This window comes from Planktothrix mougeotii LEGE 06226, assembly GCF_015207485.1.
In the GTDB taxonomy this organism is placed as follows: domain Bacteria; phylum Cyanobacteriota; class Cyanobacteriia; order Cyanobacteriales; family Microcoleaceae; genus Planktothrix.
Window position 1 is genome coordinate 21354 of the sequence record NZ_JADEWU010000053.1, and the last position, 19694, is coordinate 41047.

Here is a 19694-nt window from a genome sequence, read left to right on the forward strand (position 1 = left end):
ATTGCTTTTTGTTAACCCATTTCTTTCTCAGGATTTTCAGCCATTACATTAGATGAATCCGAAGACTGTTCAGAGGGATTTTCCGACAGGGTTAACTGTCGAATTTGTTGGAATTGAAAATCACGGGCTAAAGCCCGCAAACTGGCTGCAATCCCTTGATGTTCAGGGGGGATTTGTTCAGTCAGAGACAGCACCTCTTCTTCATCACACAACTGGGCTGCTTCCTGGAGGTTGGTAATCCATTCAGGAGCCATGACTAACAGACTCCCAGACGTTAAAACGGAGTTAACCAAATCCGAGGGGATAGGAGAGCGAGGGGATGAAAGGTTAGGGTCTGCATACACATACTCCACGTTCAAATATTTAGCCATCTTGCTAAATAATTCATCTTCTTGGAAGGGTTTACTCAAATAGTCGTTACATCCAGCCGATAAAGCCGAATGGAGATCGCTTTTAGAGGCATAGGCGGTTAAGGCAATAATCACGGTGCTTTGACCCTGCAAACTGGCGCGAATGTGCTGAGTCGCTTCATAACCATCCATAATCGGCATCCGAATATCCATCCAAATCAGATCGGGTTGCCATTCTTGCCAGAGGATCAGAGCTTCGTGTCCATTTTCAGCTTCTTTAACTTGGAATCCAATTTGAGTTAATAATTTAATCATGAGTTGACGATTTTCGAGTTGATCATCCACCACTAAAATTCGATAATTCGGTTGACCAGGAGCTAAAGATAAAACTTGACGACTGATTTGGGGTGATTGAACTTGGCTTTTGTGGGCAATCTGTACCGGAATTTCAAACCAAAATATACTTCCGAAACCCAGGGTACTTTGCACCCCTAAAGATCCTCCCATTAATTCAACAAATTTTCGACTAATGGTTAATCCCAAACCCGTCCCTTCTAGGGCTTTTTTACCGGATTGACTTTGAATAAAAGCATCAAAAATATTATTTAATTCTGCTGAAGAAATCCCAACACCTGAATCCTGAATTTCAAAGCGTAGAGTGTTCCCGGTTTCCGGTTTCCTGTTAACCGTTAAACTCACACTGCCTTTCTGAGTAAATTTAATCGCATTTCCTAAAATATTAATTAAAATTTGGCGGAGCTTATTGGGGTCAGTTATGACCGTTTGAGGAACATCAGGTTGAATATTGAGGATGAATTTTAATCCTTTGGCTTCTACCCGTAAGCGAAACATTTCCCAGGTAGATAAAATTAAATAATTGAGATCAAAGGTACTTTGATCAAAGGTCATGCGTCCCGCTTCTATTTTAGAAAGATCTAAAACATTATTAATTAAATGAAGCAGATGATCGCCACTGCGGCGAATGATTTCTAAATTTTCCCGTTGATAGAGGGGAATGATCGGATCATGGCTCATTAATTGAGCAAATCCAAGAATTGCATTTAAGGGTGTTCTTAATTCATGGCTCATATTGGCAATAAACAGGCTTTTGGCTTTATTGGCAATTTCTGCGGATTCTTTGGCTTTTTGTAGTTCTAATTCCACTTGTTTGCGATCGCTAATATCTAAAGCTGTTCCAAACAGTTGAACAATATTGTCTTGTTGATCTCTAACTCCTTCTCCCCGAACTTCTAAATAGCGAATAGAACCATCGGCTCTAATAATCCGATAATCCAGTTCATAAGAAATCCCCCCTTGAATAGCGGCTTGAATATGCTCCTCAACACTAGAGCGATCTTCGGGATGAACATACTGTAAATATTGTTGGTAATTGGGTTCAGGATGGGGGTGTTCTAATCCAAAAATTCTGTACATTTCTTCTGACCAACTCATTTGTTGAGTCGCCACATCAAATTTCCAATTTCCAATATGAGCAATGCGTTGAGCTTCAACTAATGCTTCTTCACTTTGTCGTAATTTTTCTTCGGCAATTTTGAGTTCCGTTAAATTGCGAATACTAATCACCACACCGGAAATATCCTGGTTGAGTTCATAATAAGGTGCGTAAGTAATACTAAGAAATTGAGACTCTAAAGTTCCAGAACTTAACCAAAAATGAGCATGGATGACTTCTCCTTCTAAACACCGTTCTAAATGAGGTTTCATCATCTGATCAAATTGCTCTTGACCGACCAAATTGATCAGAGGAAGACCGATCAAATTGTCTAAAGCTTGATGATAAAGATTCAAATAGGCGGGGTTTGCTAACTGATAGGTATAGTTACGATCAATTAAACAAATTTGATCCGTTGTTGCGGCGACAATTCTTTCATAACGACGTAACGCTTCCTCCGTGCGTTTGCGTTCACTAATATCTTCACAAATTCCCATCGCCGCAATAATTTGACCTTGGGAATTCCGCACTAAAGCCGTCGATAAACTAATATCCACTAAAGATCCATCTTTGCGTTGACGTTTGGTTTCCACTTGGCTGAGGGTATCTCCGGCAAATGTATGATTCACGAATTCTTCAAATTCTTGTATAGAATCATTAGGAATCATGGGTAAAGATTGACCAATCACTTCTTGAAATGACCAACCAAAAATTCGTTCTGCGGCTGGATTCCACACCAAGACTTTCCCCGTTTTATCAATTACATCAATAGCAACGGGAGCAGCTAGAATCGTTGCTTGTAATAAATCATTAACTTCTTGTAATGCAGCTTCTGTGCGTTTGCGTTCGGTAATATCTTGATAAACCGTTAAAAATAATTCTCCCCGTTCATCTTCTAATAACACTGTTGAAACCAAGAGCGTTTTAGTATCCCCTAATTTAGTAATAATCGTTGTTTCAATATTATGTAATGCGCCTTGATGAATTACCTGTTGTAAACGTTCTCCCGCCTGTTGATAAGCCTTACTATCAGGATAAAGCAACTTCATAAAATCGGGGTGACTTTGGGTATCTTCTAAGCCATATCCGGTGATGCTTTCCATTTGAGAATTAAAAATTAAAAATTCTCCTTGGTTATTGCTCAACGTGATGCCATTTCCGATGGTTTCAATTACCGTTTGTAATCGTCTTTGAGTAATTTGGAGTTCAGATTGAGCTTTTTTGCGATCAGTAATATTAACCCAGTATCCCACAATTTCTAAAGGTTGTCCTTTCGTATCTCGAACTAATCGCATTTGCATATCTAACCAACGATAGGTGCGATCAGCGTGTAAAAATCGATATTCATAACTAAAGACATCTCGTTTTAAAATATGCTGTAATCCTGAGCGTAATAATTTAATATCTTCAGGATGAACATGACTTAACCAAAACCCAGGATTTCTCATAAATTCTGGCGCATAATACCCCAACAAACTGCGAACATTATCACTCATAAAGGTAATGTCATAATCTTCTTGGGGTTGACAACTAAAAATCACGGCGGGACTCACCGTTAGTAAATATTGTAATCGTTCACTCACAGACCGTAATTCTAATTCGACTCGCTTGCGTTCGGTAATATCTAATAACACCCCACCCACCCCGGAAGGACAGCCTTGAATATCCCTTGATAGGGGGAAAAAGGATGCCATCCAATAATTTCTAATCCCCGGATAAATATATTCGCCACTAATTTCTAAATCCAAAATCGGGTTTCCTTTGCTTAAAACTTCATCGCCAACAAATTCTAAAATGGCTGTATATTCACAAAACACATCTTGAATGGATTGACCAATATGATCTTGAGCGGGAATTCGGTGCATTCGAGCAATGGAATCGTTAACTTTAATAAATCGTTTTTGATTATCTAAAATTAATAATCCAGCCGGAGCACAAGCAAAAAAAGCATCTAACCAGGATTCTCGTTGGGCTAATTCCAGTTGTAAGGTTTGTTGTTCAGTAATATCTCGTCCTTCAGCAATTAAAAGCTTGACTTCTCCGGTTTCATTAAATAACGGACGCAGAGAAAAATCAAGGGTTTTCAGTTGATAATTGTGGCTAAAAATTTCAACTTCATAGCGAACAAATTCCCCTTGAGCCGCTCGATGAATTGCATCCAGAAGTTGGGCTTGAGTTTGGGGAGAAACTGTCCACCAGCGTCCTTGCCAAAACGGTTGATTCACGATATCTTGATACTGTAAATCTGAAAAATCTAAGGCGGTTTGATTAATTTCTAAAATCATGCCTTCACAGGTTAACAGTCCCATTAATTGGAAGGTTTGGTTAAAAATGGCTCGGAAACGAGCTTCACTATCGCGTAAGGCAGCTTCCGCTTGTTTACGGTCGGTAATTTCAGCAACAACAATTCCGATACCAACGGGTTTCTGAGATTGAGAACGAATGGGAAAATAAGAGACTAACCAAGTGCGATTAACTCCGGGTTGTTTAAGGGTTTCTCCCGAAATTTCAATGGAAAGAATGGTTCTCCCTTCATTTAAAACTTCGTGAAAGATTTTTTCTTGTTTAATGGCTAAATCCGGTATAATATCCCAAGGGGTTTTACCAATATGCTCTTCTACTGAAATTCCATTGATTTCTGCAAGGGCTTGATTAATAAAAGCAAATCTCAGTTGCTCATCCAGAACGGTCATTCCTACAGGAGCACTGGTAATAAACGCATCTAATAATTGTTGTTTTTGCAGTAATTCTTGTTCAAGTTGTTGGCGTTGAGTAATATCTTGAATTTGGGCAATAAAATATAAAGGATTTCCTTGAGCATCTCGAACTAATGTACTATTCAATAAGACCCAAATGATCTGTCCTTGTTTATTAAGATATCGCTTTTCACTTTGATAATTTTGAATAACTTGATTTAATAAATTATGATAATTTTCCCAATCTTTCTCTAAGTCATCAGGATAGGTAATGTCTTGAAAGGTTAAATTTAATAATTCTGCCTGAGTATATCCCAGCATTTCACATAAGGCTTGATTAACCCTGACCCACTGGCCTTTTAAACTTACAATTGCCATGCCAATCGAAGCATTTTCAAAGGCACTACGAAATCGTTCTTCACTTTCTCGCCAATCCGCTTCTATGCGTTTACGTTCACTAATATCTCGCGCAATTTTAGATACTCCAATCATCTCTCCTTTGCCATTTTTAACCGGAGAAATTGTTAAAGAAATATGGACTAAGCTGCTATCTTTTCGTCTTCGGACGGTTTCAAAATGTTGAATTTGTTCACCGTGAAGCAGTCGTTGTAAAATTTCATCTTCTTCCGAGGAACGTTCTAAGGGTAATAAAATTGAGATGGATTGACCCATCATTTCTGTGGCTGTATATCCAAACAACCGTTCAGCGCCAATATTCCAACTAATCACTATCCCATCTAAGGTTTTACTAATAATCGCATCATCTGAAAATTCAACAATTGCCGCCAGTTGAGATTGGGTAATTTCGATTTTTTTCTGCTCACTAATATCTCGTAAAAACCCAATAAGTTTGGTTCGATAATTTCCATTAATTGTCGCCAAATAACATTGATCTTCTATCCATATATAAGCTCCTTTTTTGTTGAGTAAGCGATATTGAGATTGAAATCGAACTGAGTTTTTCTGCAACATTTTTTGAGTTTCTTGTCGCCAAGCTTCTCGATCATCAGGATGAATTAAACTTAAAAACCCTTCAAGGGTCAGGGGCATTTCTGCAACATCGTAGCCTAATAATGTTTTGGCATTGTTTCCCCAGGTATGTTGTTGAGTCAATAAATCATATTCATATAACAGTTGACCACTGACTTCGACGGCGATTTCATAACGTTGTTTCCAAGTTTGTAACTCAGCCGTTCGTTGATCAACTTGGGTTTCTAAGTTCACTTTTGCTTGTTGTAAGTCCAGTTCTGTTTGTTTACGTTGGGTAATATCTTCCACCAGTCCGACAATTCGGTAATATTCTCCGGCATTATTACGAATTAAAAACGTGCGGGATAATACCCAACGCAGAGAACCATCGGGGCGAATAATCCGGTATTCTTGATAGAATGGTTCCCCTTCTGTTTGCTGTTGTAAAGCAACTTTAACCCGGTTCCGATCATCAGGATGAATGGCATCAAACCAAGAATTCGGATTTTGATAAAGACTCTCACAGGAACGACCAAAAATTTCTGGGTATGTGGGACTAATATAAATGAGTTGAGTATGATTAAAGGTATTAATAAAAAAGATGTCTCGAATATTTTCTGCTAATTGTCGAAATTGTTCTTCACTTTCACGCAGTTGTTGAGTGCGTTCTTCAACCCGGTTTTCGAGTTGTAAATTAGTTTCTTGAAGGCTAACTTCGGCATATCGCCGACGCTGATCAATTTGGTTGAGGGTGTTGGCATTCCAACTCACCAGTCCTAATACCATCACCATATCTAGGGTCGTACTGATGGCGAGAGCCCTGGGTTCGTTATAGAGGGCTTTCTGTACCCCCCATAGTCCCAAACCCCCTAAAATTGGGGGTAACAAGAGTATCCCTGGTAAGAGTTGACGGGCCAGATGGCTACCCATACTGTCCCCCAGGAGAATCAACATTAATCCTCGATGGGGGCGAGCACTCAATAGGCTACTACACAGCAATAGGACGAGGATTGCGCTTTGCCATCGGATTTCTGGGGTGAATTCGGGTTCAAAATAAATGTAATTGTAAATCGGGGTTAATAGTCCCAAAACCATGATAAATCCAGCCCCCATCACCAAAATTTCAATGAAAAAATCAGGGGGATGAGTGCGGTTTAAAAGGATCAACGCCAAGCCCAGCATCAGAAATGCGAAAGCGGTATTCATCTGCATTGGCACTAGAAGAGAGCCACTGGAAAAGGCTGGAAATGGGGAAAGAAAGATGTGATCATACAGATGATATAGGAGGGTAAATAGAGCGATAAAAATGATGCTCAATTCTCCTATTGTAAGGGCTAATTTTAGGATTTTTGGGGTCTGGGATTCGGAGAAATTTCGGTTTTTATAATGCCAGAACCCTAATGTTAATCCACTCAGGGTTAAACTGATTGTGGTATAAATATTTAAGGGGATCAAATTGAATAAAATCGAATCAGCAAAAACTTGTTGCCCCATCCAACTCAGCAATCCCAAAAATCCTAAAATGCTAATCCCTAAACTCATCTGTTGAGAAAAACCTTTTAGGGTTTCGGCTCGTTGAGTTAAATGGGATACCAATGATGGCTGTTTATTTATCATAAGACTTGCCCCTCTGGATTTGGGTTGAAAAATGATAAATTTGTTTTTTATTGAGTCAGAATCAAAAACAAACCCCCATCCTATCTTTATTTTATGTATTGTTGTCCCAAAAACCCTTAATCTTTATAAAACTTTTATTTAAGGAGTTGCCTTAATTTCAACTGTTGATAAAACAGGCTAAAGTATTGACCTGATTCCGGGTTGCTTTGAATTGGAAATTGGGGGCACCCATCTAATCCGTTTGTGATATCTCCTGAGTCTCAAAGCTCACAGACAATATTTTTTCCGCGATTTTTGGCTTTATATAAAGCTTGATCTGCTTTTTGAATTAAAATTTGGGGTTCTTCATTGATGGGAGGAATTAAACTACTCACTCCTAAACTCAGGGTGATCACTTGTTTGCCAGGGGAGGCGATATGGGGTAATTGTAAATTATAAACCGCTTGTCGGATTTGTTCAGCTACTTGTATGGCTCCCGCTAAGGAAGTATTGGGAAGAATAATTGCAAATTCTTCTCCTCCGTAACGGGCGACTAAATCCGCAGGACGCTTAAGGGTTTCATGAATGGTTTGTGCGACTTGCTTTAAACAATCATCCCCGGATAAATGACCATAGGTATCATTATATAATTTAAAATAATCGATGTCTGCTAAAATTAGGGATAAAGGCAGTTTTTCTCGTCGCAATCTTAGCCATTCTTGTTCTAAAACTCGATCAAACCTGCGACGATTAGGGACTTGGGTTAATCCATCTAAATTAGCAAGACGTTCTAATTCGTGATTGACTTGGTGCAGTTGTTCATAAAGTTGAGATTGCCCAATTGCGATCGCTAATTGATCAGTGACAACCACCGCTAATTCGACATCAGTTTCTGACCAGGGAAGGGATTGATGTCTGACAATACTTAAACTTCCCCAGACTTCTCCATTAGAATAAACGGGAATCGCCAACCAAATTCTCGGATATTGTTCAACTAAATCTTGATTGCTGGAATCGATGATATTGTGAGGATCTTCAACACAAAAGACCTGTAATAATTTTAAACGTTCTGTTAATAACCCTTGGGAATTCAACAGTTTAGTATTAACCAATTTGGCTAGATCGGAATTGGGAAAATATTCAACAATCGGTTGCCAGCTATGGAATTGAGAGAAATGTTGAATAATTGCCACCCAATCTGCTTGTAAGAGTTGACCAATTTCGGTCACAGTGGTAGAAAAGACCGTCGAAAGTTCCAGGGAATTCCGAATAGCCCGGATAACTCGATTTAAGGCTTGTTCTCGTTGATATTGTAAACGCAAAGCTTCTTGAGCTTGTTCTCGTTCTAAAATTTCAAGTTGAAGTTGTTTTTTGTGCCATTGAATGGTGAGTTGATTTTTAACCCGTGCTAACACTTCTTCTACTTGAAAAGGTTTAGTAATATAGTCTGAACCTCCTACACTAAAGGCTTTGACTTTATCTAATCCGTCACTTAAGGCACTCAGGAATATAATCGGAATGTCTTGGGTTTTTGGGCTTTCTTTTAACTGTTGACAAACTTCATAACCCGATAAATCGGGCATGAGAATATCCAATAAAATTAAGTCGGGGGGACTCTTTTGAATCGTCTCCAGAGCCTCATAACCATTACTAACGGCTCGAACTTTATAGCCGTTTTCTCGCAGCAGATTGACTAAGAGCCTTAAATTTGCCAATGTATCATCAATAACTAGCAAGTCGGCTCTCGATACAGAATTGGAAGAAAAATACATTCGCACTGAGTCAGCTAAGACAATAAGCCGCAGATCAAACTATCCTTACGCCTCTAGGGTTTAGATTCCGTACTATTATACTTCAGATCAGGGTTATATTTATTAATTCTATCTTTATGGGTTCAGAATTGAACAAACCTGATGATCATAAAAGGTTAGACTAAAGTAGACTATTATAACAAATAGGTTAAATTAAAGCCATTAAATTGTCAATAAAAACTTGATAAGCAAACAAAACTTTAAATTTCTTAATTATTTGTTATGATTTCCTGATAGCGACCATTTATCACAGTGGAACTCGGTTAATTACATTAACTTGTCAATGTTGCAATTATCAAAAACAAGAAGAAGAAATTATTCCCCAAGTTAGCGAAAGTAGTAGTTATGGGGGTGGCGGAAGTTCCAGTGGAGGTGGTGGAGCGGGAGGTGATTATTGAAGTCAAAACCCCCGTAGAGACGTTGTATACAACGTCTCTACAGTACCATTAACCTAAGCTAAACAAGCGGCTAAATCAGCAGAATTAGACTTGACGAAAACTCAATTGGCTGCTTTACTGGGAACAATCCCAGAAACATTATCCAGAGTCTTTGCTCGATTAACTCAAGAGGGTTTAATTGCCATTAACGGCTCATCCATTACTATTTTAGATCGCAATGAATTGATCCGCCGAGCCAAAATTTCATTTTTTGATGAAAAAATCTAACCAGAATTACAAAATCTTTAAATAAAGGTGACTTTTTTTTCTTAAATTATGAAAAGAATGTAAAGCCATCATCAGATACTGTCTGTCTTTCTATTTTTCTATCTTTCGCTGCTATGCTAGACTGAATAGTATAAGCACCCAGTACAATTGATGGCTAACCTCGTTCAAGATAAATTGATTAGTAATTCTAATCAATCTTTGTCGTTATCTTCTACAGAGTATCCTCTTTATACTCGTTTAAAAATGAGTGCAGACCTAATTTACGAATTCTTTTTAAATCGGGTACAAACGGATAGCCCCGGAGCCGTTTTAGATTCCTTTGAACAATTATTTTTTTATCTCCTGTGTCCCCAAAAGCCAGAGATTAAAGTCGCCTTAGAGGAGATTTTAAGTTATGAGGAAGGAGAACCCCATTTTCAAGGAATTATCAAGCGCTGTTGTTATATCCTGATTAATAATTGGTTGCTGAAGCGTCAACACAGTTTTATTAGAAAACTGATTAATAAACTCTCAGAATCCCCAGATTGTAATCAAACCTGCTTATCAATTCAAGAAAGCCGCCTCCTGTTATGGCTGAAAACTTTTTTAGCCAGTGAAGATTATCAAGAATTGCTGCGATGCGCCAACTTAGAGCGGAGTGACTGGAGTAGTCGTTATCAATCTTATTTATTAGTTTCTCAATACCTTAACCCCCACAATTCTAGGGAACAAAAAGAAGTCGCGCGAACGTTAATTAAACAGCTTAAAGATCAATATAAATTTGATTTAGCGATGTATATTGCTCGGTTGGAATCTCCAACGGGTCGAAATCGTCAGCCTAAAAACCCGACTCAATTAGGAGATGAAGTCGTGAGTTTAATTAAACAAACGATTTCTACCCAGCGTGTGTTTAATTATGGAACTCAAGCCAATTTATTTTTAAATAATACTCAAAATTTTAGTTATGAAAAATTTAAACACTGTTTACCTCAGTATTTGATGTTTCACATCAATCAACAATATCCTGCCAATATTATCCGGGAGAAAATAGAAGAAAAACTGGAATCTTTATACTCTATTCATGATAATAATATTGTTAGTAAACCCTTAATTAGCAGAACTTGTAATCGTCTCATTGAATATTTATTAATTGAAAAAGGAAAACCACCCTCCTTTTTATTTAATTTAATGATTCGCCAAGGGGGTCAACTGACCTTAGTGATTTTATTATTAAAATTAGTGCTGATTGGCAATTCTTCCCGCAGCTATTTAGATATTTGTATTGCTCATTTAATTCAATTCTACCAAGACCATGCAGAAGCCAGATGTCAAGGAGTCATTCAGTTCTTAGAAATTTTTAATTTAGTGTTTACTTTATTTACTGAAAACGTCCAATATTTTTTAGTAAAAACAAAAGCGGGGCTACCCGGAACTCAATCCGAAACAGAATTAAACACCTATCGCCTATTTTGTCAATATAAAGGCCCCGATTTACGCAATACTAATGTTAAAGAATTGCAGTTAAAAGGAAAAGATTTACGCGGGGCAGATTTACGCGATGTAGATTTAAAATCTATTGAACTGATTCAAGTAGATTTAAGCCTTGCTAAACTAAGCCGTGCCGATTTAAGTCACGGAATCTTTACAGACACCAAATTTTTTATTTCTAACCTAAATTATACGAACCTGATGGATGCCACGTTAACCCGAACAGATTTTCGTCGAGCCGAATTAAAACACGCTAACTTAACCTGTACGAATTTAAAACAAGCCAATTTTAATCGCGCTGATTTAACAGGAGCCATCATTACCCATGCTAATTTACAAGAAGCAGATTTAGGAAATGCCGATTTAACCGAAGCCAATTTATCTGAGTCTAATCTACAACTGGCTAACTTAAATGCAGCCAATTTAACCAGAGCAAATTTAAGTTATACGAATCTAACTAATGTGAATTTAAGTCGAGCCAATCTTCAAGGCGCAAATCTCCAAGGCGCTGACTTACGCGGGGCTAATTTAACTGCTGCTAATTTAGAAAATGTTAATTTACGAGGAGCCATTTTAGAACGGGCTGTCTTCACCCAAGCTAACCTAAAATCAGCCAATTTAGTCGATGCTAATCTCACGGCTGCAACTCTCACTCAAACCGATTTAAGTCAAGCTATTTTGATTCATTCCCAACTGCGAGATACGAATTTATCTCAAAGCATTCTCCGTCATGCAGACTTAACAGAAGTCGATTTAACCCGTGCTAATTTAAAGCAAGTTGATTTTAGTTATGCCTGTTTAAAAAATGCCATTGTCCGTCATACAAATTTGAAAGATGCAATTTTATTATATACCGATTTACGGGGAGCCAATTTATTCCGCAGTGGCATTGCTGAAGCTCAAATTACAAAGATTAAATTAGGCAATAATTCAGGGTTATCTGACCAAACTCGAATTTTTTTGGATGGTGAAGAAGTTAATTAAAAGTAGTGAGTCCTTCAGGACTCTCTTCTTGCAACTTATCCCAACACCGAACGCCAGATTTTAATTGTTCCATCTTGACTCCCGCTAACAATCGTTTGATTATCGGGACTAATCGCAATAGAATAAACAATACCCGTATGTCCAGTTAATGTACAAATTTCTTCCCCTGTTTCTATTTCCCACAATTTAATCGTTTGGTCTTCACTTCCACTGACTAATATTTTATTATCTGAAGTAATTGCAACAGCATAAACACTTCCTGAATGTCCTTCTAAGCTTCTGATTAGATTTCCAGTTGCAGGTTGCCATAATGTGATTGTATTGTCCCCACTTCCACTTGCTAGTATTTGAGTATCCGAACTAAAAGCAAGAGATAAAAATCGATAATCAATTTCAGGGACTTTAAGCTCACGAATTGTTTCTCCGGTGTTCATGTGAGCTATAATAATACTACCTTGAGGATTTTCATAGGCAAGGAAAGGGCTACTAGCAGCAAAAGTAATTGCGTTAATTATTACTCCTATATTGGAAACACTATGTGATGAAGTATAAGCATTTTTATCAGTATCTATATTCTTGACAAGAACACGAGCATAGGAAGATGATTTTCCATAACTATGATTCATCCCAATAATATTCTTATGAGGGTGAATAGCCACAGACTCAACTTTAGACTCACTTGTTACTAAGACAGATATTTCTTCACCCGCTTCTAAATTCCAGAGTCTGACAGTTTTATCATAACTTCCACTAACAATTGTTTGACCATCAGAACTAATTGCAATTGCTGAAACTTCTCCTGAATGTCCTGTTAACGTTTTCTCTAATTCTCCTGTTTTCAAATTCCAAATTTTAATCGTTTCATCCTCACTACAACTCACAATATTCTGACCATCAGGAGTAATAGCAACCCCATAAATGACCCAAGTATGAGCAATAATTGTTTTAACACATTCCCAGTTTTGATCTTTATTTATCAACTGTGGAGCAAGCGTCTCGCTTCCTAATCTTTCTATATTATTTCCTAACCTTTCTAAATTATCGCTGACTACTATTTCCCCAGAATTAGGAAATTTATTGTTTAAATCCGTTAAAATATCCCTAGCAGATTGATAACGTCGTTTAATCGCACTTTCAATCATTTTATCCAAAATTAACCCAAATTCCTCACTCACCGGATATTTTAAATGCTCTCGCCAAATCCAAATTCCTTCCTCATCATCAAATAAATCAATCGGTTCCACTTGCGTTAATAAATGCAGACAAGTCACCCCTAAACTATAAATATCACTGGCAAAAACACCCTTTCCCTTCGCTTGTTCCGGCGCAATATAATCAGAAGTACCGATAATCGTTCCTGTCACCGTAAACGCCGTTTTTTGGGTAAATTTAGCCGAACCAAAATCCACTAAAACAAATTGATTATTAGGACGACGAATAATATTAGCGGGTTTAATATCTCGGTGAATCACATTTTTAGTATGAATAAATTCTAAGATTGGAAGTAAACAGATTAATAGATATTGAATCTGTGTTTCATTAAACGCGCCTTCCTGATTCAGAATTTTAGCTAAATTTTCCCCTTCTATAAATTCTTGGATTAAATATTGTTGTTGTTCAATGGTAATATAAGCTAAAAGTTCAGGAATATGGGGATGTTTCCCTAATTCATCTAAACGAATAGCTTCTTGCTCAAATAATTCAGATGCTTTTTGTATCGCATCAGCATCTTGAGATTGGGGAAAAAATTGCTTGATCACACAACGAGGTTTAGAGGGTTTATCCTCATCAACCGCTAAAAATGTTTTCCCAAATCCCCCTTGTCCGATAATATCAAGGGCTCGATATCGGTCTTTTAATCGTAGTGGATTTCCACAACTTAAACAAAATTGACTTTGATCAGAATTATAGGGTTTAGCACAATTAGAATTTAAACAATAAGTCATAGAAAAATGCGATCGCATCTATTCTATTAATCATATCAGATATTAATCTCCGAAAAAAATTAACCCGTAGTGAGTCCTTTAGGACTCTCTTCTTCTTCTAACATCCTCAAACGCAGAAAAAATTAACCCGTAGTGAGGGACACAAAGGACTCTCTTCTAACACTGGTCAAACACAACAACCAGTTTAGACGCGCCGTGGCGCGTCTCTACGGTAGGATTAGATCAGTTTAACTGCACGCAGGGTAAACATAATTCCGGCTGCTGCGACTAAAGATCCCGCATAGATGATAACGTAAGCGATCGCGCCATCCACTGTAAGCATTAGACAACTCCATAAACATTACTCTCTATTGAATCATGAGTGTTCCGTCCGTGATCATCTGTAATGGGTAAAAAATAGAATACAATTTTTAAGGGTGAGTTAATGAGGGGAAGAATATGGAGTCGATGATTCGGGTTAATTTAGGGTCATTATCCTATAATATTGCCATCGGTGCAGGACACTTAGATCGATTAGGGGAATTGATTACCCCATTAAAATTAGGTAAAAAAATACTATTAGTTTCTAACCCAGAAATCTTTAATTATTATGGAGAACGTACCCGTATTTCCTTAGAAAAAGCGGGGTTTGATGTGGCGATTTGTACCCTTCCAGCAGGTGAAGAATACAAAACCCCCGAAACCCTACAAATGATTTATGATGCCGCTTTAAAACACCGATTAGAACGTTCCTCTACAATGGTAGCGTTAGGGGGTGGAATTATTGGAGATATGACCGGGTTTGCGGCGGCGACTTGGTTACGGGGGATTAATGTCGTTCAGGTTCCCACTTCTTTATTAGCAATGGTAGATGCGTCTATTGGAGGAAAAACAGGCGTTAATCATCCCCAAGGAAAAAACTTAATTGGGGCGTTTCATCAACCCAAATTAGTGTTAATTGATCCTGATGTTTTGCAAACCCTTCCTGAACGAGAATTTAGAGCCGGAATGGCAGAAGTGATTAAATATGGTGTGATTTGGGATGAGGAATTATTTGTTAAACTGGAACAATCCCAAGGGTTAGATAATATCCAATCTTTAGACTCAGGATTATTACAAGAAATTTTAACTCGTTCTTGTCAAAGTAAAGCCGATGTTGTTAGTCAAGATGAAAAAGAATCGGGGTTAAGAGCCATTTTAAATTATGGTCATACGATTGGTCATGCGGTGGAAAGTTTAACCGGATATACCGTTGTAATTCATGGGGAAGCCGTCGGAATTGGGATGGTCGCCGCGAGTCAAATTGCAGTTAAATTAGGATTATGGAATCAAGACAGTGATCAACGACAATTCGCGTTAATTGAAAAGGCGGGATTACCGACCCAACTCCCCCCCGGATTAAATCTGGATGATATTTTGGATAGTCTACAAACCGATAAAAAAGTTAAGGCTGGAAAAGTTAGATTTGTCTTACCGACTCGCATCGGAGAAGCGATCGTGACAGATCAAGTCACATCTGATATCATTTGTCAAGTATTAGAAAGCTTTTCTATGGGTTGTTTGGCTTAATGCTAAAAAAAATTCATCGAAAATTTTGGGTAGAAACCCCTAACTTCTAGTTAGGCTTCACATTAATTTGAACTAGGATTAGAATAATTAAAGCCACGATGACCTTAATTGACGGGTGAGATTCCCAGTGGTGGGACGCTCTAGTTAAAGGGCGTTTAACCGAAATGGTTGAACCGGTGTTGACACTCTAGTTCTAGCCCCCACAAGCAGAAACGATTAAGCGAGTGAGTGAAAAACGACTTAAAAGTAGGCTCAGACCCTTCGGGGCGAGAGAGTAGAGGCAATTGGCATCGTAGGATCGCACGACACTAGAACACGCCTAAGAAGGGTTTTGGGAGTTGTGGTTCGAGCAATGACCATCGGGTTATCTCCTTCTAAAGAATCCTCCCACTTATAGGGCGAGGTGTGTCAAAAGCAAGTTAACTCCTCCTCACACCAAAATCACGTTTCGTTCCTCACCCACTGGCTGATTACCAGTGGTTTTTTTTGCTTGATTTTTATCATGTAAACTAGAAAACATTGCACTCAATATTGGCTGACTCACATAATGAGAAAATGGACGCCTATTCTGCTGTTAACCCTCTATTTACTAGGGGTGGGAGTAACCGTTGGACTCAAAAATCAAGATTGGATTGTGGCCCAAGGGATGTCATTATGGAGCCAAATGCCTTCTCCGCCAAAATTTGAGCGGGTGATTGCTGAAACCGTCTCTCCCTCCCCGTCTCCAGACATCAAACTGGTGGCGGCTGAGGAACCACAGCCAGAGGCGACTCAACCGCAACCGAAAACCGTGGCGAATGTGAATAATGTTCCTGTCCCTGGAACCTGTGCGTTACAACCTGATCCGAACCCGACGGCGAGTGGGAAAGTTGGGCCATCGGTGAATCCCGTCACCTTATATCGGTTTCGGCGACCAACGGATGCACAAACGGCCAATCTTCAAGGCGGGGTGGGTTATGCTCCCAATGAATATCAAGCCTTAGCAAATCCGACGAATTACGGACAACGATTTCTTTATGATATTAATAGGCAACCTGTAAATAATGCCCCCATTGTGGTGTTACATGAAACGGTATCGGATGTTTATAGTGCGGTGAATTTTTTCCAAACTGCCCAAAATTCCGAGGATAATCAAGCGAGTTATCATACTTTAATTATGTTAACGGGGGAGATTGTTTATATTGTTCCGCCGGATTTAAGAGCCTTTGGTGCAGGAGATTCTGTATTTGCTACTTCAACAGGAACGGAAACAGTAAAAACCCATCCTCAACGTCCTCCTTCTGTGAATAATTTTGCTTATCATGTTTCTTTAGAAACCCCTGCGGATGGTCGCAATAATGCTGATTCTCATAGTGGTTATACAACAGCACAATATCAATCTTTAGCGTGGTTAGTGGCAAAAACAGGAGTTCCTGATTATCGAATTACGACTCATGCGGCGGTAGATCGTTCAGGAGAACGGCGAGATCCCAGAAGTTTTGATTCTCAACTATTTTTTCAATATTTACAATCCTATCCCCGTACTCAAGAAATTATGATTAGTTGTCAATCGGCTTATCTGAATTAAAATAATAGTAGGGAACAGGGAATAGCTAATTTAGAATCACAAAGATCTTTGAGGAAACTATGCAAGTGAAAGGAATAAAACGAGGTAAAACCATTGAATTATTACAGGATATTGATTTACCTGATGGAGTAGAAATTACTGTTGAAGTTAAAACAGTACCCATTTTAAGTTTATCAGAACGCCTTAACCGTTTAAGATCTATTTTTGGAGCGTGGCAAAATCAACCCGAACTCGATGAGATTTTTTCAGAATTTTGAAAATATTCCAAACTTGCAAGTAGAAAATTGGTTAAACTCCAATTAAAAACTATCACAAAAATATTAATATCACAATGTAATATGAAATCCTGGAAATTATACTACAGATAATCCCCTAAACCCCCTGTAGAGACCTTGCATGCAAGGTCTCTACAGGGGGGAATTTGTAGCAAACATTTAGGGATTTCATATAATTTTAGCTTGATGAGGACTACCCCAAATCACGGTTTCCTGTTTATAAATCACCATCCCTGGTTTAGACCCTTTGGGTTTATAAACGTGCTTGGGTTTGGTATAAATCACTGGAACTTGTTCACTTTGTCTGGCACGACTATAATAAGCGGTTAAATTAGCCGTAAATTGTAAATCAATATCATCAGCAACCTGTCCCGCACTTAACCGTAACAATACATGACTACCGGGGATTTCTTGAGTATGAAACCATAAATCATAATCCGTTGCAACTTTAAAAGTTAATTGATCATTTTGACGATTATTTCTGCCGATTAAAACTTCAAAATTATTGGGAGTTTGATAGCGATAGAATTCTATGGACGAGGGAGAATTTGAACTGCGATAATCAGGAATATTAATATAACCTTGTTGAATTAATTCTTCTCGAATTTCGGCTAAGGTTTGTAAATCTTCGGCGGTTTTATAGGTTTCAATTAAACTAATCGCTGATTCAACTTGTTCTAAATAGTTAATTTCCGTTTTGACTTCATTTAACAGGGGTTCAACGGCTATTCTGGCTCGTTTTAACTTTTGATGTCGTTTATATAAATTTTGAGCGTTCCAGACGGCATTATTCTCTGGATTTAGGGCAATTTTAACAGGTTCTCCTGTCTCAAAATCGGGTAACAAAATCTCCTTCATGCCCGGTTTCCATTCGTGCAGAAATGCCATTAATAGATCGGCTTTTGCCCGATATTCATCAGCTTCATCGGATTGTTGTAACCGTTGAATAAATTGATCCGCTTTAACTCGTAATTTCGTTAAAACGTTATTAATTTTTTGACTAACTTGATGCCGGAGTTGCTGAAATTCTTGATGATTTAATTGATTAGTATAATAAGTATTGAGTAAAATTTGAATAGATTTAACGTCAGAAACCGTTTCTAAATTCCAAGGAATAATATCATAACCTTTGGAAGTATAATAAGGACAAAAATGATAATTTTCTAAGGTTTTTAACCAAGTTTGCCAACTTTTAAATAACTGATTCCAATCTTCTGAAGTTAAACTATTAGTGGGTTGAGTGGGATCTAAATTAGCAGCTTGAATCATCGATAACACTAACCCAGAACTTAAACCCCGATAGTTTTTTAAGAGTTGTTGTTTTAAAGCGCTGGGAATTAAACTTACCCGCTCTTGCCAACGGGATTGAGGCTCATTTAAACTGGGAATGGGTTCGGTTAATTTAGGAGGCAGTTCATAGGCTTGACCCGTTAAAATTGGTCGCACACTGGATTGTTTTATATTGACCTGATGGGCTGCTGTAACAATACTATTGTCCGATCCAGTTAAAATAACATTACTATATTTTCCCATAATTTCTACATACAAATGCCAGAGGATCTCATCTCCTGGACGCTGGGAAAATTGCAGATCTAAAATTCGTTCCCAAGGGTCAATTTGCTGAATTTCAACTAATGCTAATCCCCCTAATTGATGACGCAGTTGATCGCTAAAAGTAAAGGTATCAGGAATACGGGGAGGAGGATCACCAATACAAATTCTAGCCGCTTGGGGATGCCAAGAAATATCTAACCAGCCTCGACGTTTGAGGGTGCGTAACCCCAAAGAAATCGTAAAGCGATCGCGTTGATACACCTGTTCTAACCGCGCTGGAAGCCAGTCTTTCCGCAGTTCACAACAGCTTGCGATTAATGTCGTTAAATCAACAGATTGCATAATATTTGCCTGATCACTTTACCCATGTACTATTGTCTCATTATTTTTTGCTTATACCCCACCTAATTTTAAGGATAACGTTTTTTAAAATTATACTGGGTTTGAATATTTTGCTAATTAGTGAAATTGCCTATAAAGCCTTTTTTTAAGTTATTTAACGAAATAATGTTAAGTTTTGATTATTTTTTCAGGAGAGATCACGTTGGTTAAAAATTAACAGGAAGTATGCTCAAATATGGCCTAATCTTACTCGCAAGAAAGACGCACTCCCAGAAGCAGATCAATATCGGGGTGAAACTAATAAGTTCGATCAATATTTTAGTCCCAATCCGGGTGAAGGGAACTGGTAAGTTTTTAGGGAATATTAACAGTTTGTTGAACTAAAATTAAACCTCCATACCCCCTCTTTTCAAAACAGAAGGGGTATAATTATTTGAAATACCTATAGCAGTCCTAAATAGGTTGTAATAT

At 38.1% G+C, this 19694-nt stretch carries 10 protein-coding genes and 1 pseudogene; 6 read left to right on the forward strand and 5 right to left on the reverse strand.

Going from position 1 to position 19694, the window contains the following annotated elements:
- Positions 1–11: 11 nt before the first annotated feature.
- Both IQ236_RS19180 and IQ236_RS19185 read right to left on the reverse strand, forming a co-directional pair.
- The gene (locus tag IQ236_RS19180) at positions 12–7085 is read right to left on the reverse strand and encodes a PAS domain S-box protein (RefSeq protein WP_193870782.1); all 7074 of its coding nucleotides are present in this window, start codon (positions 7083–7085) and stop codon (positions 12–14) included.
- A gap of 260 nt (positions 7086–7345) precedes the next feature.
- Entirely contained in the window at positions 7346–8836 is a 1491-nt protein-coding gene (locus IQ236_RS19185; RefSeq protein ID WP_193870783.1) for a diguanylate cyclase domain-containing protein, read from the reverse strand.
- Positions 8837–9360: 524 nt separating this feature from the next.
- Here IQ236_RS19185 and IQ236_RS19190 point away from each other — a divergent pair.
- Both IQ236_RS19190 and IQ236_RS19195 read left to right on the forward strand, forming a co-directional pair.
- Positions 9361–9540: pseudogene (locus IQ236_RS19190) on the forward strand (helix-turn-helix domain-containing protein); the annotation flags it as partial.
- A 150-nt stretch (positions 9541–9690) separates the two neighbouring features.
- Positions 9691–11991, forward strand: a complete 2301-nt coding sequence (locus IQ236_RS19195; protein WP_193870785.1) for a pentapeptide repeat-containing protein — start codon at positions 9691–9693, stop codon at positions 11989–11991.
- Positions 11992–12026: 35 nt separating this feature from the next.
- Here IQ236_RS19195 and IQ236_RS19200 read toward each other — a convergent pair whose 3' ends face one another.
- Both IQ236_RS19200 and petL read right to left on the reverse strand, forming a co-directional pair.
- A complete protein-coding gene (locus tag IQ236_RS19200) occupies positions 12027–13937 on the reverse strand; it encodes a serine/threonine-protein kinase (RefSeq protein WP_193870786.1) in 1911 nt (636 codons plus the stop codon).
- A gap of 217 nt (positions 13938–14154) precedes the next feature.
- A complete protein-coding gene (gene petL / locus IQ236_RS19205; protein WP_190521226.1) occupies positions 14155–14259 on the reverse strand; it encodes a cytochrome b6-f complex subunit PetL in 105 nt (34 codons plus the stop codon).
- A gap of 116 nt (positions 14260–14375) precedes the next feature.
- On the opposite strand from petL, the gene aroB reads away from it, so the two are divergent.
- The 3 genes from aroB (at position 14376) to IQ236_RS19220 (ending at position 17309) form a co-directional block, all read left to right on the forward strand.
- Complete coding sequence (gene aroB, locus IQ236_RS19210) at positions 14376–15485, forward strand: 3-dehydroquinate synthase (protein ID WP_193870787.1); 1110 nt, start codon at positions 14376–14378, stop codon at positions 15483–15485.
- Positions 15486–16032: 547 nt separating this feature from the next.
- On the forward strand, positions 16033–17052 hold the full coding sequence (locus tag IQ236_RS19215) for a peptidoglycan recognition protein family protein (RefSeq protein WP_228041744.1): 1020 nt from the start codon (positions 16033–16035) through the stop codon (positions 17050–17052).
- A gap of 59 nt (positions 17053–17111) precedes the next feature.
- Positions 17112–17309: a hypothetical protein gene (locus IQ236_RS19220; RefSeq protein WP_193870788.1), complete on the forward strand. Its 198-nt coding sequence runs from the start codon at positions 17112–17114 to the stop codon at positions 17307–17309.
- Between the two features lie 186 nt (positions 17310–17495).
- Here IQ236_RS19220 and IQ236_RS19225 read toward each other — a convergent pair whose 3' ends face one another.
- Positions 17496–19223 (reverse strand): Rqc2 family fibronectin-binding protein, encoded by a 1728-nt coding sequence (locus IQ236_RS19225; RefSeq protein ID WP_193870789.1) that lies wholly within the window; start codon positions 19221–19223, stop codon positions 17496–17498.
- 212 nt (positions 19224–19435) lie between these two features.
- Between IQ236_RS19225 and IQ236_RS28390 the strand changes: the two genes are divergently transcribed.
- Positions 19436–19573, forward strand: coding sequence for a DUF3470 domain-containing protein (locus tag IQ236_RS28390; RefSeq protein ID WP_193870791.1), 138 nt, complete (start codon positions 19436–19438; stop codon positions 19571–19573).
- Positions 19574–19694: the final 121 nt, after the last annotated feature.